The 24894-nt window shown below is 32.6% G+C and carries 22 protein-coding genes; 10 read left to right on the top strand and 12 right to left on the bottom strand.

Annotated elements, in window-relative coordinates:
- Window positions 1-33: 33 nt before the first annotated feature.
- The 5 genes from OF897_RS12605 to OF897_RS12585 form a co-directional block, all read right to left on the bottom strand.
- On the bottom strand, window positions 34-972 hold the full coding sequence (locus OF897_RS12605) for a glycoside hydrolase family 16 protein (protein WP_267266042.1): 939 nt from the start codon (window positions 970-972) through the stop codon (window positions 34-36).
- 116 nt (window positions 973-1088) lie between these two features.
- Window positions 1089-3311 carry a glycoside hydrolase family 3 N-terminal domain-containing protein gene (locus tag OF897_RS12600; protein ID WP_267266041.1) on the bottom strand — a complete coding sequence of 741 codons (2223 nt, stop codon included), beginning with the start codon at window positions 3309-3311 and terminating at the stop codon, window positions 1089-1091.
- A gap of 163 nt (window positions 3312-3474) precedes the next feature.
- Entirely contained in the window at window positions 3475-4905 is a 1431-nt protein-coding gene (locus OF897_RS12595) for a glycoside hydrolase family 30 protein (RefSeq protein ID WP_267266040.1), read from the bottom strand.
- A 2-nt stretch (window positions 4906-4907) separates the two neighbouring features.
- Window positions 4908-6347: a RagB/SusD family nutrient uptake outer membrane protein gene (locus tag OF897_RS12590; protein ID WP_267266039.1), complete on the bottom strand. Its 1440-nt coding sequence runs from the start codon at window positions 6345-6347 to the stop codon at window positions 4908-4910.
- Window positions 6348-6357: 10 nt separating this feature from the next.
- Complete coding sequence (locus OF897_RS12585; protein ID WP_267266038.1) at window positions 6358-9153, bottom strand: SusC/RagA family TonB-linked outer membrane protein; 2796 nt, start codon at window positions 9151-9153, stop codon at window positions 6358-6360.
- A 177-nt stretch (window positions 9154-9330) separates the two neighbouring features.
- On the opposite strand from OF897_RS12585, the gene OF897_RS12580 reads away from it, so the two are divergent.
- The 3 genes from OF897_RS12580 (at window position 9331) to OF897_RS12570 (ending at window position 12529) form a co-directional block, all read left to right on the top strand.
- Window positions 9331-10515 (top strand): MFS transporter, encoded by a 1185-nt coding sequence (locus OF897_RS12580; RefSeq protein ID WP_267266037.1) that lies wholly within the window; start codon window positions 9331-9333, stop codon window positions 10513-10515.
- Between the two features lie 22 nt (window positions 10516-10537).
- Window positions 10538-11278 (top strand): NUDIX hydrolase, encoded by a 741-nt coding sequence (locus tag OF897_RS12575; RefSeq protein WP_267266036.1) that lies wholly within the window; start codon window positions 10538-10540, stop codon window positions 11276-11278.
- Window positions 11279-11350: 72 nt separating this feature from the next.
- Window positions 11351-12529 (top strand): acyl-CoA dehydrogenase family protein, encoded by a 1179-nt coding sequence (locus OF897_RS12570; protein WP_267266035.1) that lies wholly within the window; start codon window positions 11351-11353, stop codon window positions 12527-12529.
- 85 nt (window positions 12530-12614) lie between these two features.
- Here OF897_RS12570 and OF897_RS12565 read toward each other — a convergent pair whose 3' ends face one another.
- The 4 genes from OF897_RS12565 to rsmG all read right to left on the bottom strand — a co-directional run bounded on the left by OF897_RS12565 (window position 12615) and on the right by rsmG (window position 16954).
- The gene (locus tag OF897_RS12565; protein ID WP_267266034.1) at window positions 12615-15314 is read right to left on the bottom strand and encodes a PD-(D/E)XK nuclease family protein; all 2700 of its coding nucleotides are present in this window, start codon (window positions 15312-15314) and stop codon (window positions 12615-12617) included.
- Complete coding sequence (locus OF897_RS12560; RefSeq protein ID WP_267266033.1) at window positions 15311-15847, bottom strand: DUF922 domain-containing protein; 537 nt, start codon at window positions 15845-15847, stop codon at window positions 15311-15313. Before OF897_RS12560 ends, OF897_RS12565 begins: the two co-directional genes overlap by 4 nt.
- Window positions 15848-16255, bottom strand: a complete 408-nt coding sequence (locus OF897_RS12555; protein WP_267266032.1) for a hypothetical protein — start codon at window positions 16253-16255, stop codon at window positions 15848-15850.
- Window positions 16256-16318: 63 nt separating this feature from the next.
- Window positions 16319-16954, bottom strand: a complete 636-nt coding sequence (gene rsmG / locus OF897_RS12550) for a 16S rRNA (guanine(527)-N(7))-methyltransferase RsmG (protein ID WP_267266031.1) — start codon at window positions 16952-16954, stop codon at window positions 16319-16321.
- Between the two features lie 92 nt (window positions 16955-17046).
- Here rsmG and OF897_RS12545 point away from each other — a divergent pair, with 92 nt between their 5' ends.
- The 4 genes from OF897_RS12545 to OF897_RS12530 all read left to right on the top strand — a co-directional run bounded on the left by OF897_RS12545 (window position 17047) and on the right by OF897_RS12530 (window position 19783).
- On the top strand, window positions 17047-18240 hold the full coding sequence (locus tag OF897_RS12545) for a pyridoxal phosphate-dependent aminotransferase (protein WP_267266030.1): 1194 nt from the start codon (window positions 17047-17049) through the stop codon (window positions 18238-18240).
- Window positions 18241-18492: 252 nt separating this feature from the next.
- Window positions 18493-19125: a peroxiredoxin gene (locus tag OF897_RS12540; protein ID WP_267266029.1), complete on the top strand. Its 633-nt coding sequence runs from the start codon at window positions 18493-18495 to the stop codon at window positions 19123-19125.
- A 101-nt stretch (window positions 19126-19226) separates the two neighbouring features.
- Window positions 19227-19532 carry a thioredoxin family protein gene (locus tag OF897_RS12535; RefSeq protein WP_047402181.1) on the top strand — a complete coding sequence of 102 codons (306 nt, stop codon included), beginning with the start codon at window positions 19227-19229 and terminating at the stop codon, window positions 19530-19532.
- 2 nt (window positions 19533-19534) lie between these two features.
- Window positions 19535-19783 (top strand): DUF6952 family protein, encoded by a 249-nt coding sequence (locus OF897_RS12530; RefSeq protein WP_055978832.1) that lies wholly within the window; start codon window positions 19535-19537, stop codon window positions 19781-19783.
- A gap of 181 nt (window positions 19784-19964) precedes the next feature.
- Here the strand turns inward: OF897_RS12530 and OF897_RS12525 are convergent, their stop codons facing one another.
- Genes OF897_RS12525 through OF897_RS12515 form a run of 3 tightly spaced genes read right to left on the bottom strand, consistent with a single transcriptional unit; the run spans window position 19965 to window position 22208 of the window.
- Window positions 19965-20651 carry a Bax inhibitor-1/YccA family protein gene (locus tag OF897_RS12525; protein ID WP_267266028.1) on the bottom strand — a complete coding sequence of 229 codons (687 nt, stop codon included), beginning with the start codon at window positions 20649-20651 and terminating at the stop codon, window positions 19965-19967.
- A 26-nt stretch (window positions 20652-20677) separates the two neighbouring features.
- Entirely contained in the window at window positions 20678-21124 is a 447-nt protein-coding gene (locus OF897_RS12520; RefSeq protein WP_267266027.1) for a peptidylprolyl isomerase, read from the bottom strand.
- 49 nt (window positions 21125-21173) lie between these two features.
- On the bottom strand, window positions 21174-22208 hold the full coding sequence (locus tag OF897_RS12515) for an acyl-CoA reductase (protein ID WP_267266026.1): 1035 nt from the start codon (window positions 22206-22208) through the stop codon (window positions 21174-21176).
- A gap of 59 nt (window positions 22209-22267) precedes the next feature.
- Here OF897_RS12515 and OF897_RS12510 point away from each other — a divergent pair, with 59 nt between their 5' ends.
- The 3 genes from OF897_RS12510 to OF897_RS12500 all read left to right on the top strand — a co-directional run bounded on the left by OF897_RS12510 (window position 22268) and on the right by OF897_RS12500 (window position 24891).
- The gene (locus OF897_RS12510) at window positions 22268-22618 is read left to right on the top strand and encodes a 4Fe-4S dicluster domain-containing protein (RefSeq protein ID WP_267266025.1); all 351 of its coding nucleotides are present in this window, start codon (window positions 22268-22270) and stop codon (window positions 22616-22618) included.
- A 126-nt stretch (window positions 22619-22744) separates the two neighbouring features.
- Window positions 22745-23809: a 3-phosphoserine/phosphohydroxythreonine transaminase gene (serC, locus tag OF897_RS12505; RefSeq protein ID WP_267266024.1), complete on the top strand. Its 1065-nt coding sequence runs from the start codon at window positions 22745-22747 to the stop codon at window positions 23807-23809.
- A 122-nt stretch (window positions 23810-23931) separates the two neighbouring features.
- The gene (locus OF897_RS12500; RefSeq protein WP_267266023.1) at window positions 23932-24891 is read left to right on the top strand and encodes a D-2-hydroxyacid dehydrogenase; all 960 of its coding nucleotides are present in this window, start codon (window positions 23932-23934) and stop codon (window positions 24889-24891) included.
- Window positions 24892-24894 lie beyond the last annotated feature (3 nt).

The following is a 24894-nucleotide window of genomic DNA, read 5'->3' as shown; positions in this document are numbered from 1 at the left end:
CTATTTTATGGAGAGAAAATCACTCTCGCTTCATTATTTATTTTGATAAACTCTTACATAATCGATATAATATTTCTGAGGGAAAATAGCATCATCAATTCCTTCTTTTCCGCCCCAAAATCCACCGACTGCAAGATTTAAAATGATATAATACGGCTGATCAAAAGGCCATGCTTCATAAACTTTTTCTTTATTTTCATAGGTGAAAAACTTTTGATCATCAATATAAATATCAATTTTTTCAGGTGTCCAGTCTGCTTTATAGACATGAAATTTTTCGCTTGCATCTTTCACAATCAACGTATCGGTTTTCTGTGTTCCGATAATATGATTGTACTTTTTCGTATGAACCGAAGCGTGAATATATCCTTGATTAAATCCAACATGTTCCATAATATCAAGTTCACCATCATCCGGCCATTCTTTCATATTTTCGCTCATCATCCAGATGGCAGGCCAAGTTCCGCAACCTTTGGGAAGTTTTGCTCTGACTTCAACTGTTCCATATTGAAAAGAAAATTTCCCTTTCGTTAAAAGTCTTGCGGAAGTATATTTATTCTTTTCCCAGTTTTCTTTTCTGGCTTCAATGACAAGATTTCCGTTTTCAATTCTTGCATTTTCCAGACGGTTTTTAGTATAAAACTGAGCTTCATTATTTCCGTAACCATCACCTCCAACATCATAATTCCATTTTGATGAATCTGGTAATCCTTTTCCGTTAAATTCATCATTCCAAATTAATTTTCTTTTGGAATCGGGCTTATTTGAAGCACAACTTTCAACACAGAAAACTAAAGCTCCTCCGACTAAAATGATTATGATATGTTGGAATTTTATGTTCAAAGTTTTATTATATTTATTTTCAAAGTTTGTCATTCTGACGAAGGAAGAATCTCTATTATAATTGAATAGATTCTTCACTCCACTTCGTTCCGCTCTGAATGAACTGTGTTTATTTTCAAAGTTTGTCATGCTAAAATCATTTAGATTCTTTCAAGAATGACAAAGATTAAATTTTACTTAAAAACTCACGTCTTTTACCACCAAAAGCGGGTTTCATCCCGCTCTCAGTTTTTGTAAACTAATATTTATTTTGACCAGTTGATCCTTTTTGTCTCAACATTCTGAGAATCGGTTCCGATCATGATGTCGAATTCTCCGGCTTCCCACTCATAATTCAATTCATCATCATAGAATTTTAAATTTTCCGGAGTCAGCGTAAAGTTTACCGTTTTACTTTCTCCTTTTTTGATAAACACTTTTTGGAAACCTTTTAATTCCTTTACAGGTCTTACAACCTTTCCAAATAAATCTCTGATGTACAATTGCGCCACTTCTTCCCCATCGTAATTTCCGGTGTTGGAAATGTTTACACTAATATTTAAAGTCTGATTTCCTTTAAGATTTGTCGAACTTAAATTCATATCAGAATATTTAAACTGAGTATAACTTAGTCCAAACCCAAACGGAAATTTCGGATCGTTATCCAAATCGATGTAAGCTGAAACGTAATTTCTGTCTGTATTGTTTTTCGCAGGTCTTCCTGTATTATAATGATTGTAATACACAGGAATTTGCCCTTCTGTTCTTGGGAAAGTCATTGGTAATTTTCCACCCGGGTTTACTGTTCCGAAAAGAACGTCTGCAATAGAATTTCCTGCTTCTGTTCCCAGCCACCAAGTGTAAACAATTGCTGGAATATTGTCTGCTGCCCAATCAAAAACCAAAGGTCTTCCTGCATTAATCATTAAAACGATCGGTTTTCCTGTTTTTGCAATTTCTTTTAATAAATCTTCCTGAACTCCCGTGAAATGGAGATTACTCCTACTTTTTGCTTCACCGCTCATTGCGTGACCTTCACCTAAAGTCATGATGACAACGTCTGCTTTTTTTGCCGTTTCTACAGCTTCTGCAAACATAGATTTATCCTGATCATCAACGTTTGCGCCTTTTGCATAGAGTAAAGTTGAGTTTTTGTCTAACTGATTTTTAATTCCATCAAATTGAGTGATGATTCTTTGATTATCATCTTTAAATGCAACCGACCAAAAACCGTGATTGGCAGTGGTTTCTTTCCCGAAAGGGCCAATCAATGCAATCGTTTTCGTTGTTTTTGAAAGAGGTAAAATGTTCTTCTGATTCTTCAATAAAACGATACTTTTTGAACCAAATTCTCTTCCGAATTTTCTATTTTCCTGATTATTTAACTGTTCTTTCTGTCTTTTTTCATTACTAAACCTGTAAGGATCATCGAATAATCCCATTTCGAATTTTTTAACTAAAATTCTTCTTGCGGCATCATCAATCAACTTTGGATCAACCTTTCCTTCCTGAACCAGTTTTGGAAGTTCAGTCATGTAAGCCCGGCTTTCCATATCCATATCGCTTCCGGCAATGATTGCTTTTTCGGCTGCTTCTTTATTGTCTTTGGCATAACCGTGAGGAACCATTTCACCGATGCTTCCCCAATCTGAAACTACAAAACCTTCATAATTCCATTTGCCTTTTAACAAATCTCTTAAGATATATTTGTTTCCCGTTGCCGGAATTCCATTGATATCGTTAAAAGAATTCATAAAAGTGGCAACACCCGCTTCCGCAGCTGTTTTGAAAGGTGGCAAATAGGTTTCGTTTAATTGTCTTAAACTCATATCGACAGAATTGTAATCTCTTCCGCCAACTCCGGCTCCATACGCTGCAAAATGCTTTGCACAAGCCATAATCGCATCAAGATTACCCAAACCTTTTCCCTGAAAACCTTTAATTCTTGCCAAACCAATTTGAGTTCCTAAGTAAGTGTCTTCACCAGAACCTTCCATCACTCTTCCCCATCTTGGATCTCTTGCAATATCAACCATCGGTGCGAAAGTCCAGTGAATTCCGTAAGCAGATGCTTCTGTCGCTGCAATTCTTTCTGATTTTTCAATTAATTTTAAATCCCAACTTGCAGCCTGACCCAAGTTCACAGGAAAAGTAGTTCTGTATCCGTGAATTACATCCTGACCGAACAACATCGGAATTTTCAATCTTGATTTTAAAGCTAATTCTTGAAATTTTCTTGTTTCTTCTGCTCCAGCCACATTCAACATAGAACCTACTTTGCCGTGCTTTATTTCATTCAAAACATTTGCAGAGTTTGAATTCTGAGGACCTGTTGCGTATTCAAAACCGCTGTATTGAACCAATTGTCCTACTTTTTCTTCTAAAGTCATTTTCGACAATAATTCAGAAACTTTTTGGTCAATTGTTTTTTGTCCAAATGCATTGAATCCTAATACGGTAAATGTTAGTATGAAATAAAGTTTTTTCATTATAATTTAATTTTATTACTAAATTGATTCTCTTTTTGGAATTTGAACACAGAGTTCACAAAGTTTTTTTTAATGCACATTGCTATTAAGTTTCACAAAGCCGCTTCACTTAGAAAAGAACACAAAGTTTATATTTTAAAATCTTAATGTTTCACATTTAAAATTAAAAGATAAAAGTTGCTACAGACCTAGCTGTAATACTTACGGGAGCTATTTTATTTGTAAATTTAATATTAAAATTTTCGTCTGTCTTGCTATAATTCTGAACTATCAATACAGTTTTTCCTTCAGGAGTTTTAAAAGCAACTGTTGACAGGTTATCTGTCTGAGTAGAAGAAATTCTCTGAGAATTGGCAGGAACAAATTTTGAAGCGTGGGCGATAATATAATATCCTACATTTCTTGTAAAATTTTCTTTATCTAAAACCGTAATTGCACCTTTACATTCTGTACAACCTCCGGGAGTATGGGGTTTAAATTCAGAATCATTGGCAAGATTCCATTCTAAAGCAATTTTGCTCCAGTTTCTCATAGAGCCAATGATAACATTTTTCGTGTGCCAGTTTAAATCTTCATTGAATGTTCCTTTTGCACCCGTCCATTGTTCTGTGAAGTATAAATTTTTATTCGGATGAGCTTTATAAACGGTGCTTAAAGCAGAAATATCGCCTTCATATAAATGGAAAGCCGAGCCATCGATGTATTGATTTGCTTCAGCATCATTTAAAATATTGATAGCGTATTCCGGTTTGTTGCAATTGTGATCGTAAACGACAATTTTGGTTTTAATATGATTTGATTTAAAAATCGGACCTAAACTTTGTTTAATAAAATCTCGTTGTTGATCTGAAACCATTAGTAAACTCGGATTATTTCCCGGATGCAAAGGTTCATTTTGAGGAGTTACCGCATCAATAGTGATTCCTTCTTTCTGCATTCCCTGAATGTATTTGACAAAATAATTTGCATATGTATCGTAGAATTCAGGTTTTAAACTTCCTCCAATTGATTTTCCATTATCTTTCATCCAAACCGGAGGCGACCAAGGAGCTGCAATAATTTTGATTTTCGGATTGACGGCTAAAATTTCTTTTAACATCGCAATTAAATCTTTATCTCTCGCCAAACTGAATTTTGATAAACTTGGATCAGTTTGTCCTTGAGGTAAATCATCGTAAGAAAAAACTTCGCCATCCAAATCTGATGCGCCAATACTTAATCTCAAATAACTGATGGAAATTGAATTTTCATCTTTCCCAAAAAGTTCGTTTAGTAAAGCTTTTCGTTTCGTTGGTGAAAGACGGTTAATTACTTCAACACTTCCGCCCGTTAATGTATAACCAAAACCATCAACATATTGAAACTTTTGAGAATCGTCAATTTCAATATTCTGAAAATTATTGGTTGTGTTTACAAAAACTAAAGGTAATTGCTGCTGTAATTTTATGCTCTCATCTCCTTTTGTCAACCAAGACTGAACCTGATTTTTGGATGTAATTGTAGATTTGCACGAAGTTAAAGGCAAAAGTACCACACCGCTAAAGAGCAGTGCAGTACTTTTTAAAAAGAAACTATATGATTTTTTCTTTAACATATTTAATAACCTGAGTTTTGGGTTAGATTTTGATTCTTGTCCAATTGCGCCTGAGGAATTGGCCACAATAATCTATTTTGATTAATATTCGATGTATATGGCAAAATAACTCCACTTCCATTCTTTTGTTGGGATAATATAGAAATAGATTTACCTGTTCTTTTTAAATCGAACCAACGATGTCCTTCAAAAGCTAATTCTGATTTTCTTTCTGCCAACACTTTATTGATTCCATCATCTGTTGAAGTAATAGTAATTGCAGGCAATGCTACTCTAGTTCTTACTTGATTAATCAATGTTGCAGCACCAGAAAAATCTCCAGTACGAACATCTGCTTCTGCTTTTAGTAATAAAATATCGGAAAGACGGAGGATATAAAAGTTTTGGTTTCCATCCGTTAAACGCATTTTATTCATAAATGGGAAGTTATTACCTGACCAATAAGGATCAGACCAACCTACCGCTGAAAACTTAACAGTTGTGTTTAATCTTTGAATATCACCTGCATCATTATACGTTTTTATCAAATCATTGGAAGGTGTGTTAAATTTTTTCCAATCCGTTCCTACATACATTGAAGTACACCATGCCCAAATATTGCTGGCATTTCCATTTGCTTCAAAAATTGATTCTGCGTTTCCTTCGTGATTACTATCAAATAAATGATCATAAACAGGAAGTAAAGAATATCCTTGAGAAATAACAAGATCCGAATACTGCTTTACTTTTGCCCAATCTGGATTAGGCTTTGTAGCATAGACTTTTGCCAATAAAGCATAAGCAGCACCTTTATTTGCTTTATATTTTTCTGATGACGCAGGAGCATTTGCAATTGCCCCTTCCAAATCGGAAATAATTTGAGCATAAACATCATTTACAGATTGTCTTTTTGGATATAGCTGTGTATATGCTTCATCAAAATTATCTGAATTGATGGTTATAAAAGATTTTGTAACGATTGGAACATCACCCCATAGCTGTACCATATGAAATAAGTACATTGCACGGAAAATAGATGCTTCAGCTTTCATCTGATTTTTCCTAACAGTAGAAAGATCTCCAGCACCATCTACATAATTAAGAATTTTGTTACAATGATCCATAAAATTGCTTAGATATCCCCAATCTCTGTTTACATTAGTATTGGTTGCTAAGATTCTATATTCATCTTGTTGAAAATTTTGCACATTATCAGCGCCGGCGTACGAAATATCTGTCTGTGCATCGCCGTTTAGAAGATAGTCTAATTGCCAATATTCATTGCCAAAATCAGAATAAATGGTAGTCATTGCCTCTTCTGCACGTTGAGCAGTTGATAAAGGATTATTGACATCTACAGTTTGATCAGATATTGGTTCTGTATCAAGATATCTTTCACAAGAAACTGCTGTTAAGAACAAAGCAGAAATCGAAATTGAGTATAATATTTTATTAATCTTCATTATTTTAAATTTAAAAAGTTGCTTTAAGTCCAACAATAAATGTTCTAACTTGAGGATAAGTTCCATAATCTATACCTAAAATTCCTGCAGAGCCGGAATATGCGTTAACTTCAGGATCAAAGCCGCTGTACTTCGTCCATGTATGAAGGTTTTGTCCGGTAACATAAACATTTATATTAGAAACTCCTTTAAATAGATTTTTAAAATTATATCCTAATGTTACTGCTTTAAGTTTAATATAAGAACCATCTTCTACAAATCTGTCAGAGATATGCAGAGATTCTGGATCATTAGCCTTTGGAACATTTGTAATTTGACCTACTGTTGTCCATCTGTCTAAAACTGCTGTAGATTGATTTTTAAAATCATTCATTAATTCTAAATCTAATCTTGATGCATTAAAAATATCACCTCCTTGCGATCCTGTAACCAATACATCTAAATAAAGTCCTTTGTATTTAAATTGATTGCTAAATCCAAAAGTATATTTAGGATTGGGATTTCCTATTGTCGTACGATCACCAGTATCGAAGTATCCATTTCCGTTAAGATCCTTATAGGTCAAGCTTCCTGTTGTTGGATTTACTCCTTGTACTTGGTAACCATAAAAACTTCCTATAGCTACACCAGGAGAAAATCTCGTAATGTTTTCACCAACAGTCTCATTATAAGCAGCATATGATACAGGAACGTAATTGATCGATTTAATTTTATTTTTTGTGAATGAAATATTGAAGTTAGTATCCCAACTAAAATCTGTGTTCTTGATATTAGCAGTATTTAAAGAGAATTCAAGACCTTGATTTTCAACGGAACCAACATTTGTATTGTAAGCATAAGTATTAATAGGGAAAACGATACCCATAATAAGATTCTTAGTATCTCTTTTATAAGCATCCGCTGTAAATTTGATTCGATTGTTTAGAAAATTAACATCTAATCCTATATTAGAATCTGTGGTAGTTTCCCAAGTAAGATCTGTGTTACTATATTGATAAGGACTCCAAGAGCCTTTAGGAGTTCCGTCTTCATTATACCCCAACTCAGAAAGTCTTTGAAGATAAAGAGCAGAATAAGGACTAATCCCTGATGCATTACCTGATTTTCCCCATCCTCCTCTCAATTTTAAATAGCTGATAGCAGAATTGTCTTTAAGAAAATCTTCATTAGAAACTACCCAACCAGCAGAAAGTCCTGGGAAATATCCCCATCTATTATCCTTAGATAATGCAGATGAAGATTGAGCCTTTATTATTCCCATTACTGTATATTTATTATTGAATGTATAAATAGCACGGAAAAAACTTGACAATTCCCTTAAATCAGTTGATGCATAATTATAATGTGGCTGTTGTGCTAAATCATAAATAAATTCATTGGTATCTACAGGAAACATTTTTCCCCATTGACTATTCATAATATATTTTCCGTCTCTTACATTTCCACCTAAGAGTAATTGTAGATCATTAGCACCAGATTTAAAACTGTAATTTAATGTTCCTTCATATAGAACGTTTTGCCAAGTACTTCTATTTAAACTTCCTGTTCCTTGCTCTTGTCTTCCGTAGCTTGTTTGATAACCATTAACGAAGTTCATGTATTTAGTATCTACAATATCTAACGAGATACTAGGTTTAAAGATTAAATTTTTAGCTAAAGTAACGTCAAAACCAAAATTACTCATGAATCGGTTATTATTTGTCTCTTCAATTCTTGACTGATAAGCTACAGGGTTTTCCCAAGAAGACTGAAAAGGATTGGGTGCAAATTGTCCTGGTTTATAACCGTCTTTTATACTTCCATCAGTATTAGTTGGAATACCATTAACTTCAGAACCATATACCGGTAAAAAAGATGGTGTATTAAGAGCTGCTAAAACAATCCCACCTCTCGCTGTGCTGAGATTATCTGATGTACTTTTTAAATCTGTTTTAATATAATTTAAACTAGTATTGAATTTTAACCATTTTGCGATGTTAGCATCTAAATTTACTTTAAAAGAATATCGATCAAATCTAGAAGGGTTTATAATACCATCTGTCCCTTGATATCCTAATGAAGTATAAGCTTTCACATTTTCGTTTCCAAAAGAATAATTAACATTATAGTTTTGATCAAATCCGTTCTGATATACTTTATCTTCCCAATTCGTATTAATTCCTGCATACATAGGATTATTAATTGTCGTAAGATAAGACGGATTAATCTCATTCATCAAAGATTTATATTGATCTAAATTTAGAACGTCTATATTATTAACTTTTTTTGAAAATCCCCAATAAGCATTAAAACCTAATTGAGATTTATTGCTTTTTCCTCTTTTAGTAGTAACAAGAACAACTCCACTTGAACCATTAATACCATATATTGCTGTAGATGTTGCATCTTTTAATATGGTCATTTCTACAATATCGTCCGGATTGACTCCACTAATATCAGTAGTTTGAATTCCATCAACAACATATAAAGGTGATGTGCTTGATGTAATAGATGTATTACCTCTAATTTTTACATCTAATGCAGCTCCGGGTTTACCAGAAGGCTGAACAACATTTACTCCAGCTGCATTTCCTTGCAAAGCTTGAGCAACATTAGTAATTGGTCTGTCAGCAAAAGCATCAGCTTTCACAGTAGAAACAGCACTTGTTAAATTCGATTTCTTTACCGAGCCATATCCAATCAAAACAACTTCCTCAATCTTCTGTTCTTTCTGAACAGTATCTTTCTGGGTGTTTTGAGCATGGAAGTTTGCCGTGAAATAAAGCACTGCAACCAGTCCAAGACCTTTTGTTATTTTTACATTCATATACAGTTAGTTTTTTTAATTCTCAAATTGAGACAATAAAAATATATATTTTTTTTAATAATTAACATTTTATTAATAAATATTTTAATATTTCCTGTATTTTTGGGCAATTAAAGACATATAAAATAGGTGAAAAATTATGAAAACTCCTAAAATCTAACTAAAAAAATTCCCCAAATGATATCTAAGCAACCCAATATTACGCTTCCATTGAAACTCACATTCCTGATTTTTTCAATGGTTTTAAATTGTATGGGCATTGTGATAATACAGCTTTCAGCTCAGAAAATTGGGTATGATAAACTTGGTTTTTTAGAGTCTTTTAAAGATTTACCTATTGCAGTTTTTTCTCTTTTTGCGGTTAATTTTATAAGCCGTTTAGGAACAAAAAAATCACTCATTGTCGCTCTACTCTTAGTTGGAATTTGTTCTTTATTTTTACCTTTTGTAGAAGTTTTTTGGTTTTTTAAGCTTTGGTTTGCTATAATTGGGACTTGCTTCGCTATCGGAAAAATTTGTGTTTACGGAATTATTAGAAACAATATGACCGAAGAACGCACGCTAGCAAAAACGATGAACAGCGTTGAAGCTTCTTTTATGATTGGTATTTTTGTCGTCAATACAGGTTTTGGATGGCTCATCTCGAGTCAGTTTGGAGAATTTTGGAAATTTGGTTTTATGTCTATTTCTCTCATTTCGTTTTTTACGGTTTATTTATTTTTAAAATCTAAAATTGTAGAACCGGAAGTGAAAAGCAAGAGAATAATTCCCGATTTATCCGGATTTGGGAAAACGCCTTTCATTCTATTTTTTGCCGTAAGTTTTTTTATAATTTTCATTGAACAAAGCTTTAATTCTTGGCTTCCAGCATTTTACAAAGACCATCTTAAAGTAGATTCTTTCTTTGCACTTCAGGCTTCTTCGTTTTTAGCGCTTTTTTCTTACTCAGGAAGAGCAATTACTTCACGTATAATTCAGCGATTCTCTTTGTCAAAATATTTTATGTTTTGTTTGTTAATGATTATCTTAGTTTTAGTTCTTATTTCAACAATTCAGTTTTTCTTTACTGAAAATGCCCGAATATTATTATTTCTGTTTCCCGTTATCGGATTATTTTTATCACCACTCTATCCTGTTATTAATTCAAAAATGATTGCTAAAATTGATAAAGATAAAATTAATACTTTCACATCTTTAATCGTTATTGTCTCTTCAGTAAGCAGTTCGTTAAACTCTATTTCAATCTCAATACTATTTAAAAATCAAGCACTTAATTACTATTCATTATATATTTTGGGAGCTGTAATAATGGTTACTGTACTTTCCTACTCTTATTTTAAGTTAAGCATAAATAAAATTTAAAAAATAATTTTATTTTTACCGCATGAAAACTGATCACAATAAAAACATTGAAACTTTAAAGGAACTAATTGACAGCAAGGATCTTATCCCGAATGTATCGGTAGATTGCACGATTTTTGGCTTTCATGATGACATCTTAAAAGTGCTTCTGTTGAAGTATCACGACTTAGATTTGTATTCACTTCCCGGTGGTTTTGTTTTTATTGATGAAGATTTAAGAGAAGCTGCAGATCGTGTTTTGTATGAAAGAACACATTTGAAAGGTTTGTTTTTGGAACAATTTCACACTTTTGGACGATTAAATCGAACAGAAAATAACGTTCACAAAACATTAATCAACAATAAAGGTCTTGATGTTCCCAAAGATCACTGGATTTTACAGAGATTTATCACGGTTGGTTACTGTAGTCTGATTGATTTTTCTATGGCAAATACTTTTCCCGATGCTTTTAATGAATCTTGTGCATGGTTTGAAGTTAGTAAGCTTCCGCAAATGGCGTTTGATCATGACAGAGTTATTGCAGAAGGATTGGAGTATTTACGTAAAAACATTGATACTCAAGTTGCTGCAAGTAATCTTTTGCCGGAAAAATTTACAATGAAAGATCTTCAGTCTTTATATGAAACTATTTTAGGTGAAAAATTCAGAAGAAATAATTTTCAGCGTAAAATACTTAGTACCAATTCGTTAGAAAGAATGGAGAAATTATATGACGGTTCTGCAAATAAAGCTCCGTATCTGTATAAATTCATTAAAGAATAATTTTTTCTTCCTTGTTAAAAGTTTTTTTTTGAGCATTCCGAAAAAATCTTATTTTTAGGAAAATTAATTTAAATGTCATATTATCCTCTTACAAGCATTCCCGATTACTACGGAATTGATGCTTTACTTACCGAAGAACACAAACTTATCCGTCAATCTGTAAGAGATTGGGTTGAAAGTTTTGTAATGCCAAATATCGATGAAGCCGCTCAAAATCATACTGATTTACCAAATCTGATGAAAGAATTGGGGAAAATTGGTGCTTTGGGACCTTACATTCCCGAAGAATATGGCGGTTCTGGGCTTGATCAGATTTCTTACGGCTTGATTATGCAGGAATTGGAAAGAGGAGATTCTGCGGTACGTTCTGCAGCTTCTGTACAGAGTTCTTTGGTGATGTTTCCTATCAATGAATTTGGTTCTGAGGAACAAAAAAGAAAATACTTACCAAAGTTAGCTTCAGGTGAAATGATCGGGTCTTTTGGTCTTACAGAACCAAATCACGGTTCAGATCCTAGTTCTATGGAAGCTTATTTTAAAGATATGGGAGATCATTATCTTTTGAATGGTGCTAAAATGTGGATTACCAACTCTCCTTTGTGCGATATTGCAGTTATTTGGGCTAAAAACGAGGAAGGAAAAGTACAGGGATTAATTGTTGAAAGAGGAATGGAAGGCTTCACAACACCTGAAACTCACAATAAATGGAGCTTAAGAGCTTCTAAAACTGGTGAATTGGTTTTCAATGACGTAAAAGTTCCAAAAGAAAATCTTCTTCCGGGAGTTACAGGCTTAAAAGGACCTTTATCTTGTTTAAATTCTGCACGATACGGAATTTCTTGGGGTGTAATTGGTGCTGCAATTGATTGTTATTGCACGGCTGTTCAATATTCTAAAGAAAGAAGACAATTCGGAAAACCAATTGGATCTTTTCAGTTACAGCAGAAAAAATTAGCTGAATTTTTAACTGAAATTACTAAAGCTCAGTTGCTTTGCTTGCAATTAGGAAACTTGAAAAATGACCACAAAGCAAGCCCGGCTCAGATTTCTATGGCAAAAAGGAATAATGTAAAAATGGCGATTGATATTGCAAGAGAATCTCGTCAAATTCTTGGCGGAATGGGAATTATGGGAGAATTCCCGATGATGCGGCATGCTGCAAACTTAGAATCGGTAATTACTTATGAAGGAACACATGATGTTCATTTGTTGATTACAGGTCTTGATATTACAGGCTTTAATGCCTTTTAGATAAAAAAATAATGGGAGATTAGGTTCTTAAAAATTCCATTTATTTAGACAAAAAAGGTGACTTCGAGAATCTCAGTCACCTTTTTTATGGACTAAAAGTTTTTACATTTTCTAAAAAGCTTATTTCCGGATTTAAAATTTCATGAATCAGATTTTGTATTGAAACCATTGCATCATCAAGATTTCCTAAAGCAAATTCTAATGAAACTACTCCTTTCTTAGCATCAGCAAAACTCCAGATTCCTGTTTCTATCGGGTAACCCCAAAATTCGGGTAAACTTTGAACAACATATTGATAAAGGCAAAGCTGCATCGCCTGTTTTCTGTCACTGTGTTGAAAATAATCAGATTTATTAAGTTCGTCAATCTTGACAGTTAAGTTTTTTGTTTTAGCCGTTTTGTAATCAATAATTCTAATGGTTCCGTTCAGTTTATCAATTCTATCGATAAATCCGAAGAAAGAAACTTTGTCGGATTTTTCTTCATTCAGATAAAAATCTACACTCTCGAATCGTCTTTCAATATCAATTATCTCTAAAGAATTTCCATCTTTTATTAGCTCCAAATCATAATTAAGAATATTCTCAATCACTTTCTTGGCAATTGCTTTATGAATGAAATTCATTCCTTTATTATAAAATTCAGGTTGATGTTTTAGCTTTTCAATAGCAATATCTATAAATTCATCTATTCGTTTAATTGAATCCTGTAAATCTTTTAATTTTAAAACTTTACCTTTTAATACTTCATAGACTTCTTGAAGTGTATAATGAACTAAATTTCCGTAATTCCTGATCGACAATTCCTCTTCAATTTCATCAGCTTCGGAGGTATTCAGAATTTTAGAAAGATAAAAATCGATTGGATTATAGAGATAACTTGTCAAGTGCGAAGCGGAAACTTTTTCTTTCCATTTTAAAAGTTGCTGCTGAACAATTTCAGTTTTAAAAATTTCGATAGGCTGACTTAAAATGGGCTCAGAAGAATTTTCAACAATAACGTGTTCAATTTTATGCGAACTTTCCATTTCAATCTGAGTAATAAACCTACTCTTTTCACCGGTATTTACACCCGAACTTAACGCATTAAAAAGCAAATGAACATTCTGTGCATCCTGAATTAATCGGTAGAAATGATATGCATAAATACTGTCGTTTTCAAGGAAAGTATGCAAATCAAAATGTCTTCTGATATCAAAAGGAATATAAGTATTCTGAGAATTTCCGAGAGGTAATTTTCCCTCATTGACAGACAGAAGAATCACGTTTTCAAAATTTAAAAGACGGGTTTCCAACAATCCCATTACCTGAAGACCTTTCAAAGGTTCACCTTGAAAATCAATACTTTCTGAATTAATATGCTGATTAATCAGAATTTCAAGTGTTTCCATCTTGATTTCAAAACCGTAAGGCGTGATTTGGTTTTTGATAACTCGGAAAGCATTTTCAAAATGAGAAACATTTTCATACTGAATATCATCAAGTTCGAGCCATTTTATTTTACGGCAAAAATCAATTAAATCATCCAAAAACCGATAGCCTGATTCTGCTTTTTGAAGCAAATTGAAATAAGAAAGATTCTCTAAAAGCTCTTTGATCAGTTTTTGAGAAATATAAACAATGTTTCTGGCTTCTATTTCAGACTTGAAATTGTTGATGATTTTCTCATCTTCATCAGATTTTGGAAGCTCTTCAAGAATCGGAAAAATGTCGCGATAATAATATGAGCTTTTATTTTTTTCAAGTTGTTTTTGTAGATAGAATAACTGTTTTACCGCATTTGAAAATGAAAGGTTTTTCAGCGGAAAACCCATTGTAATATTAAGGTTTTCAACTTCATGCATTACGTCGAGACTTGCAGGAAGAAGATTTTCATCCAATAAAACTACAGCTGTATTGGTAAAGGTTTTATTATCAATAGTTGCAAATAATTCAGGAAGAATTTTTGTTTGGGTAACATTTCCTGAAACTTCGTAAACTTTTATATTTTTAAGATGATTAAAATCGTCTTCAATCCAGTGAAAATCTCTGCTCTCGTTAAATTCTTTCCATGTTTTATGACTTCTCAGAAATTTTCCGGCTTCCTGTCTTTCATCATCAAAATAGTATTTATCTCCTTGAAAAAAACACTGTGCTTTATCCCACTGCAAAAGATTCCGAACCAGTTTTTCTTCAACGGGAGTAAAAGCATTAAAACCACAGAAAACAAATTTTTCGGTATTATTTTTAGCGAAATTTTCGATTTCAGCTTTAGCAGATTCATGAATCATTCCGGGAGTTGCCCAGTTTTTCTCTTTTAATTTCTTTTTTAAAACCGGTAAAAAAACATTCATATTCCGCCAAAAATTCAAGAATTTTTTTCTTGGAACTTCATCATCATCTCCTAAATCCTGCGCCCATTCTTTAATACGTTCTTCATCAAACATATATTGCAGAACCGCCTGATCAGAATCTGAAAATTTCAAAATATCATCCCAATCTTTCTGGAGCGTAGGAAACCATTTTAAAAATTCAGAAAAATCATCATTAGGAATTAGATTCAAACTTTTGTAAACATCAAACGAAAAAAGCCACAAAGAAATCCCCTGAATAGTCTGTTGATCAACAATATTAACAATCAGCTCTTCAATTGTATAAAAGTTTGGAAGAAATCCTGAGTAATTGTTTTCTTCTAAAATTTGACGTATAAAAACGATGGGTCTTTTACCTGGAAGAACAATATTAAATTGTGATAAATCAGAATTTTGAATTAATAATTCATCGATAATTTTGTTTAAAAATTTCAAAGTTTCTGATAGTTTTTTAGTTTTTCAAGCTCTTCGCTTATCAAAATACTGTATTCCGCCTGCTTTTCTTTATTCATCCCATGCTCCGTAATACGGTCATAAGTTGTTTGAAATTGTTTGTATTCTGAAGAAATTTTAGCGTAAATTGTTTTAAAGAATTTATTGTAATCCGAAGTCGTTTTTATTTTTTCTGAAACTTCTTTTCTGAGTTTTCTGGCATGAATTTCAGCAATATCGAAATGTTTCTGTTCATGAACAAGTACATAATCATCAATTCTTTTAACGTCTTTCCAAGATTTATCTTCGTTAAAAATTGTTTGAATCTCAATTTTAACCGGAACTTTGGGATCACTTGAAGTAATCGCAGAATATTCCCAACCACAATGGGTATAAGCTACAACTGTAGAACCTCCTAAATGGTTGGTTTTGCTTTTAAAATTATCCCAAACTAATTTTTGATCTTCGCTCCAGTTGATTTTCTGAGCGGATAAGATATTGAATACCAATAAAAAAACTATTAAAAAAAACTTCATTTATTCTACTACAATTGTTTTTGTGATCCAATCATTATTTCCTTTCCAAAATCTGAAGGTGTATTTTCCTTTTTTTCGAGGACTAAAATTTATTTGGTTTGCCGATTTATAACTTGCCTGCGAACAAGGTCCATTTGTATTAAATTGATAAGCAGTAATATCTCTTTCTAAATCTGAGAGATGCGCATAATCGTAACCATAAAATCCTTGACAACCCGAAGCATAATTCGAATAAGTTCTGATACTCTGAACCGAAAAAACATCCATTGTATCGTTTACGATTTTCACGCTGTCAATTTTCACTTTATCTACAGATTCTATCGTCTGATAATCGTCGTCATCTTTACAGGAAGTAAAAAGCAGACCTAAAACAACAGAAGCGAAACTTATTTTTAAAAGAGATTTCATGATGCAGGATTTGATAATTTGGAAATATAAATTTAGTAAAAATAAATTCTAATTAATATTTTATTATGAATTAAAATTACCTTTTGATAAATAAACTACTTTTTTTGTATCAAAAAACTCTTCTTCAAAATAATTTTTAAGACTAAAAAGTTCACATCTTAATCCAGCTAATTCTTCAGCAAGATCTCCACCTTTTAAATATAAAACTCCGTTATGTTTTGGATTAAACTGTTCTTTTTCAAATTTTCCTTTCAGCCATCTCAAAAATTCAGGCATTTGCGTCACGGCACGACTTACTACAAAATGAAATTTTTCTTTCACTTTTTCTGCTCTACCGTGAATCGCAGTTACGTTCGTCAACCCAACTCCTTCTGCAACAGCATTTACAACAGTAATTTTCTTACCAATAGAATCAATTAAAGTAAAATTTGTTTCAGGAAATAATATCGCCAAAGGAATTCCGGGAAAACCACCACCCGTTCCGATGTCTAAAACTTTTGTTCCGGGAGCAAATTCCATGATTTTTGCGATACCTAAAGAATGGAGAATATGCTTTTCATAAAGCGATTCCATATCTTTTCGGGAAATAACATTTATTTTTTCATTCCATTCTCCATACAGTTCTTCAAGCTTTGTAAACTGCTCGATTTGTTTCTCTGTAAGATCCGGAAAATATTTTTGGATAGTTGATATCGACATAAAAGTAATTGTAAAAGGCAAAAATAAGTTTTATTCACATTTTATTCAAATTAAGTTTTTATATATATTTGTTAAAAAGACAAAAACAGTATATGGATAAACTTTCAGACAGAGTAAAAAGACTAGGTTACTCGCAAACATTCGTCATGTCTAACAAAGCAAGAGATATGAAAGCCAGCGGAATAGACGTTATTAGTTTAACGCTTGGCGAACCAGATTTTGATGTTCCGGACAATATAAAACAAGCTGCTTTTGATGCAATCAATGAAAATTACAGCCACTACTCTCCTGTTCCGGGATTTTTAGAGCTTAGACAGGCAATTTCTGAAAAATTAAAAAGAGACAATCAATTAGATTATAAACCGACGCAAATTTGTGTTTCAAACGGCGCAAAACAGGCAATTATTAATGTTTTGGCAGCAATTATCAATGATGGAGACGAAGTTATTCTTCCAACACCATATTGGGTAAGTTATGATGAAATGGTAAAAATGATGGGTGGAAATTCTGTTATGCTTCCGACTTCATACGTTACTGATTTTAAAATCACTGCAGAACAGCTTGAAGAAGCAATTAATGAAAAAACAAAAGCTATTCTTTTCAGTTCGCCTTGTAATCCTTCAGGAGGATATTATACGTACGATGAATTGAAATCTTTGGCAAAAGTTATTGCGAAATATCCTCATGTAACGGTTATTTCTGATGAAATTTACGAATACATTAATTATGAAACTAAGACTACTTCAATTGCACAATTTTCTGAAATTTACGAGCAAACAGCTGTAATCAACGGAATGTCTAAAGCTTTCGCAATGACAGGTTGGAGAATCGGTTATTCAGCTTGTCCGGAATGGTTGGCAAAAGCTTGTGAAAAAGTTCAGGGACAAATGACGAGTGGCGCAAATACAGTTGCTCAAAGAGCTTCAATCGTTGCTTTAAAAACCAATCCTTCAGAATACAAATACATGATTGATGCTTTTGAATCTAGAAGAAATTTAGTATTTAATTTAATGAAAGAAATCCCAGGATTTAAAGTGCTTTTACCAAAAGCTGCATTTTATTTCTTCCCAGATATTTCTTACTATATTGGAAAAACTCTAAACGGAACTGAAATAAAAGATGCAGACGATTTTGCAATGTTTATTTTAGAAAATGCTCACGTAGGTTGCGTTGGTGGAGTTTCATTCGGTAGTCCTGAATGTATCAGATTTTCTTATGCTGCTTCTGAAGATGACTTACGAGAAGCGATGCGAAGAATTAAAGATGTATTGGAAAAGGCTGTTTAAAATTTAATTATTTTAAAAAAAAATATTTCAGATTTAGGTTTAAAACTTAAATCTGTTTTTTTTTGATAGACAAAAGCTTTATTAGATCTAAAATTTAAACTCTAAAAGGTTGAATTTTATTAGCTTTTCAATTGAAAATAGAATTTTCTCTCAAAAACTATTATAGATTTTATTTATCGAAAACTATTTTTTCAATAGATAAACCAATGTATATTTGCACTGTAAGATTATCAATCAAAAAAAATAAAAATTATGTCTTTAGTAGGAAAAAAATTCCCAAATGTAGCGGTAGATGCAATGTCGGAAATGGGTGATGATTTAAGAATCAACATCTTTGAAGAAGCTACAAACAACCAACAAAAAGTTATTTTATTCTGGTATCCGAAAGATTTCACTTTCGTTTGTCCAACAGAACTTCATGCTTTTCAGGAAGCTTTGCCTGAGTTTGAAAAAAGAAACACTAAAGTAATTGGTGCTTCTTGCGATACAAACGAAGTACACTTTGCTTGGTTAAACGTTGCAAAAGATAACGGTGGTATCGAAGGTGTAACTTACCCACTTTTAGCTGATACGCACAGACAATTGGCAAATGCTTTAGGAATTGTAGATCAGGATTTCGAATACAATGAAGAAGGTGAAGAAGTTTTTACAGGTTCAAATGTAACTTACAGAGCAACTTATTTAATTGACGAAACCGGAAAAATTTTCCACGAGTCTGTAAATGATATGCCTCTTGGAAGAAACGTAAAAGAATATTTAAGATTAATCGACGCTTATACTCATGTTCAGAAGCATGGTGAAGTTTGCCCTGCAAACTGGGAAGAAGGAAAAGATGCTATGAAAGCTGACAGAACTTCTACTGCTGAATATTTAGCGAAGAACTAATATTATATGTTAATTTGAAAATGAGATAATTTGAGAATTAATCATCTGATTATTTAAGAATTATCTCATTTTCTATTTATTAAAATTTTCAAATTAAAATTATGTACACAGAATTAACAGAAGATACTTTACAAAATATCGTAAGCGATAACGAAAAAGTTGTCGTACAATACGGAGCAACATGGTGTGGAAACTGCAGAATTATGAAGCCGAAATTCAAAAAATTAGCTTCTGAGAACGATTCGATTCCTTTCCTTTATGTAGATGCAGAAAAATTACCGGAAAGCAGAAAATTAGCTAAAGTTGACAACTTACCTACATTTGCAATCTTTAAAAATGGTGAATTGGTGAATCAGGTTCAGTCTAATCAGGCAGAAAGTTTAATTAACTTATTTAACGAATTGTAATTATGAAGCTGCCAATTATCAGACAATTTTATCAAAACCAAACTCCTGAAAATTTAGAAAAAACTTTAGAAGTTTTAGAAAGTTTCACAGAGTTCAGAGGAACCACAGAAGAAGATATGAATGTTGCAGGAGAATTAATCACCAACATTTGCGGAGCTCTTGAAGTTCACGCTAACGTACAAAACGGAATGAGCGAAAAAGATGCTTTAAATTCTTTTGCTCAAAAGGTTTTAGGATCTATTGATAAATAATATTTAAACACTAATGTCACGAATATTTAAGTTTTAAATTGTGTTATTAGTGAAGAAATTAGTGTTAATTGTGTTTAACACACCAAAAATAAAATCCCGATGAAAAGACATCAGGATTTTTTGGGTTTAAAAAAGTTTTGAAAGTAATTTTTAACTCAAAACTCATAATTTATAATTCTTTTTAGCTTCTTCTGCTCATCAAAATATTCAGAATATACCAGAATAAAAGCATAATTGAAGCAAAAAGCTGTAAAGAAGCTCCCACATATTGATCTGTTGCATAAGCATCTTTCAATTTACTGGTTTGATAGAGAATTGTTGCTGAAGCCAAAATCACCATTCCAACAGAGAACCATAATCCAAGATTAAATCCGAATATCATTCCACCAACAATTAATCCGATTGCAATAAATCCTCCAATTGTAATGATATTTCTAAGGAATGAAAAATCTCTTTTGGAAGTAAATGCTACTGCAGAAATTCCTGCAAACATTGCTACAGTAAGTGTTGCCGCTTGAAAAATAACGGAAGCTCCGGCGTAAACTACTGCAATATATATTAAAGGTAAAAATATCGCAGCTTCAAGAAGCACGTAAAATCCTAATCCCATATACTGAGTAGATTTACTTTGCGAAAGCGACCATTTTGTTGCTAAAAAAGAAGCTAACCAAAATACTCCGATAATCAACAGCCAAAGATAACGCTGTCCTAACATACCAAGAATTAATTGCTCAGGAACAACATTTAGCAAAACTGTTTCAACGCCGATAAATGCCAAAATCGCCAAAGCAACATGAATGTAAGTTTTCCTGTAAAAATCACCTCTTTCCAAATCGGTAGAGTGTGATAATAAAACATCAGTTTTCATAATTTTATGTTATATTAATTTAATTTTTATTTACTGTAATCCGGTTTTACACCAAGAATTCTCCCGTCATTTTCAAAAATAACCGTAATCAAATCTCTTGGCGGATCATTTTTATCATCTGCATATTTATACTGAACCGCAGGATAAGTCTGATTATCGGGTAGCTTTTGATAACCTGATTGATAAACTTCAGTCTTTCTTTCAAAGCTTATTCCACCAGAAAGCTTCTGAATCATATTTTCGTTTACCAAACTCTTTACTTTTTCAGAAATAAGAGAAGAAATCGCATCCTTATTCGAAGTTTTTAAAGCTGAAACAAATTTAGAAAACGACTGATTATACAATTCAATTTTATCTTGAGGAATTGAAGCAGAAATATCCATTGCTGGATTTTGAACTTCCACTTTACTTACAGTCTGTGCCGATGCAAATGTTATTGCAAAAAGACCCAAAACAGCGAATACTTTTTTCATGATAGAATAGATTTTGAATTTTTGGTATAACTAAAGTAAGCTAAAATATTTAAATAACCTCCAAAAACTTCATCGTATCGACATTGTCTGCATAAGTATTCAATCCTGGATTTTGTGCTTCTCCAAATTGAATTGATTCAATTCCAAGCCCATCTTTTGCTACAATACATTGAATATTTTCTTCATTTTCAGCGATAAAATCTTTCACTTCATCCAAAGAAGAATATCTGCTGAAATTAATCACAGAAAGCGGACTAAATAATTTATCATCTTCTTTCAGCATCACAAAATTATTATCCCAGAATTTATCCTGATTCAAAAGATAAACTGCTCTGTTGTAATCATAATTATTAGCATATTTATTATGATTGATAATTTCTTTAAAATCTAAGAAACTCTCAAACAATCTGTCAATTACAAAATCGTCAGGAATAAAAACTCGTGTCACATTTCTGCATCCTAATCCAAAATACTGGAAAATATCTTGAGCTAATAATTTTAATTCTTCTTCAGTTTCATCTCCTTTCAAAACCGCTACAGAAGTTCTGTTTTTTCGAATAATGCTTAAATGATTTTTAAAATAATACTCTAAATATCTTGCTGTATTATTACTTCCTGTCGCAATTACCGCATCAAAATTTTCCAATCTTTCAACAAATTCAAAATCAATTGTTTCTTCAGAAAATTCTCTCCATTTTTTCAACAAGAAAGGAATCATCAATCGATCTTTTGACGACAATTTAATCAAAGGAATATGATTGCTTAAAATCACAGAAATTACATCGTGCCATCCCACCAAAGGAATATTTCCGGCAAGAATTAATCCTACTTTTTTTGAAGTTTTTGAAGGAGAATAATTGCTCAACCAATCATTAATCTTCTCTTGAGTCAACAATTCCGACCATTGCTTTAAAGCATATTTCTGATTATCAAGTGTAAACCAAGGGTTTTCAATTTCACACTTCTTTAATATTTGCTGAAATTCAACATCATTTTCGTTATGATCTTCAGAATTTTTTGTTAAAAACTCTTTTATATAATCACTTAATTTATTTAGTCCTAAAACTCTTTTTTCGATATTCATAATTACTGTAAAATTGGGGAATATTTTGTAATTTTGTGCAAATTTAAAAAAAATTAGCGATGGCTATTAAAATAACTGATGAATGCATTAATTGCGGGGCTTGTGAACCGGAATGTCCTAATAATGCAATATATGAAGGAGCGGTAGATTGGAAAGCATCCGAAGGTACTGAACTTTCAGGAACCGTAACTTTACCATCAGGTCTTACGGTTGACGCAGATTCTCCACAAGAACCTGTGAGTGATGATGTTTATTTTATTGTAACAGATAAATGTACAGAATGTAAAGGTTTCCATGAAGAACCACAGTGTGCCGCAGTTTGTCCCGTAGACTGTTGTGTTCCGGATGAAGATCATGTAGAATCTGATGAAGCTTTACTGAACAAAAAAGCTTTCTTACACGGAGAATAAAAACTACCGTCTCATACATTATGAGGCGGTTTTTATTTATATTAATTAAATCTCTCAAAATAGTAATAACGAAACCGCAGATTTTCTCTATCTTGAATAAAATTTGCAAAAACAAAAAGTAAAATTATGAGCAAAAAGCACAATTTCAGCGCAGGACCATGTATCTTACCTCAGGAAGTATTTGAAAAATCAGCAGAAGCGATTTTAGATTTCAACGGAATTGGTTTATCACTTCTTGAAATTTCGCACAGAAGTAAAGATTTTGTTGCGGTGATGGATGAAGCTCGTGCCATTGTAAAAAGGCTGATGAATATTGGTGATGATTACGAAGTTTTGTATTTGGGAGGCGGTGCAAGTTTACAGTTTGCGATGGTTCCTTACAATTTGATGAAAGTTGGCGGAAAAGCAGCTTATCTTGATACCGGAACTTGGGCTGCAGGAGCTATAAAAGAAGCTAAAAAAGTAGGAAGTGTAGATATTGTAGGTTCTTCAAAAGAAGAAAACTATTCTTTCATTCCTAAAGATTATAAAATTGGTGCAGAATACGATTATTTCCACTGTACTTCAAACAATACAATTTATGGAACTCAGATGAAAACCTTCCCTGAAGTAGATACTTTAATGGTTTGTGACATGAGTTCTGATATTTTCTCAAGACAATTGGATTTCTCAAAATTTGATCTGATTTATGCCGGAGCTCAGAAAAATATGGGACCTGCAGGAGTAACTTTGGTCGTTGTAAAAAAAGAAATTTTAGGTAAAACGGAAAGAGAAAATATGTTTTCTATTTTAGATTACAATCAGCATATTTCTAAAGAATCAATGTATAATACTCCGCCTGTATTTCCAATTTATGCGTCACTTTTGACTTTGCAATATTTAGAAAACAATGGCGGAATTGCAGCTGCAGAAGCAAGAAATGAAGCTAAAGCTAAATTATTATATAACGAAATCGATTCTAATCCATTATTTGAAACGTTTTGCGTTGAAGAAGACCGTTCTTTGATGAATGTTTCTTTCAAATTAATTGATGAAACTAAAAAAGAAGAATTTGATGCTGCATGGAAAGCTGCAGGAATCAGCGGATTAAACGGGCACAGAAGTTTGGGAGGTTACAGAGCAAGTTTATACAATGCTTTGCCAATTGAAAGCGTGCAGGTTTTGGTAGATGTAATGAAATCTCTAAAATAGCATAATTGTGTAAGTTCAAAATAGTTGAATATTATTTTCCATTATTTTAAATTTTCTTAATTTGCGCAACTATTTATTATTTTAAAAATTAAGTCTTTAAAATCTTAAATTAAATAAAAACAATGAGAGTTTTAGCTAACGACGGAATCTCCAAAGCCGGAGAAATCGCTTTAAAAGAAGCCGGAATTGAGTTACTCGATAACAGAGTTGCTCAGGATCACGTTATCAATTTCATCAATGAAAACAACGTGGATGTTCTTTTGGTGCGAAGTGCTACCAAAGTTAGACAAGATTTGATTGATGCTTGTCCGAATCTTAAAATCATCGGAAGAGGCGGAATCGGTATGGATAATATCGATGTAGAATATGCAATTGAAAAAGGATTATATGTAATCAACACACCAAATGCTTCCTCAAAATCGGTGGCGGAATTGGTTTTTGCACATTTCTTTTCTTTGGCAAGATTTTTACATGAATCAAACAGATTGATGCCTTTGGAAGGAGATACTCATTTCAATGCAATGAAAAAATCTTTCAGCAAAGCTTATGAACTTTCAGGAAAAACTTTGGGAGTGATTGGCTTTGGAAGCATCGGTCAGGAAGTGGTAAAAATGGGAATTTCTTTAGGAATGAAAGTAAAAGTTCTTACAAGAAAACCAAGAACACAAGTTTTAACCTTAGATTTTTTCGACGGACAGACTTTAAAATTTGAAATCACTTCTACAAACGATACCGACGAATTTTTGAAAGACACCGAATTTATCAGTATTAACACTCCACAAACAGACGAATATATTATTGATACTCCGCAGTTTGAAAAAATGAAAGATGATGTTTTCATTGTTAATACAGCAAGAGGAGGCGTTATCAACGAAGTAACTTTGCTTGATTTTATAGAATCCGGAAAAGTTGCGGGAGCTGCGCTTGATGTTTTTGAAAATGAGCCAGCTCCGGAATTAATTTTATTGATGAATCCGAACCTGTCTCTTACGCCACATTTGGGAGGAAATACCGTTGATGCACAAGAAAAAATCGGTATTGAGCTTGCCAAACAAATTATTGAAATTAAAAAGAAATTATAAACT

It is taken from the genome of Chryseobacterium formosum, assembly GCF_026460885.1.
In the GTDB taxonomy this organism is placed as follows: domain Bacteria; phylum Bacteroidota; class Bacteroidia; order Flavobacteriales; family Weeksellaceae; genus Chryseobacterium; species Chryseobacterium formosus.
Note: the sequence above shows the minus strand (reverse complement) of the source record. Positions and strands in the feature narration are given on the sequence as shown.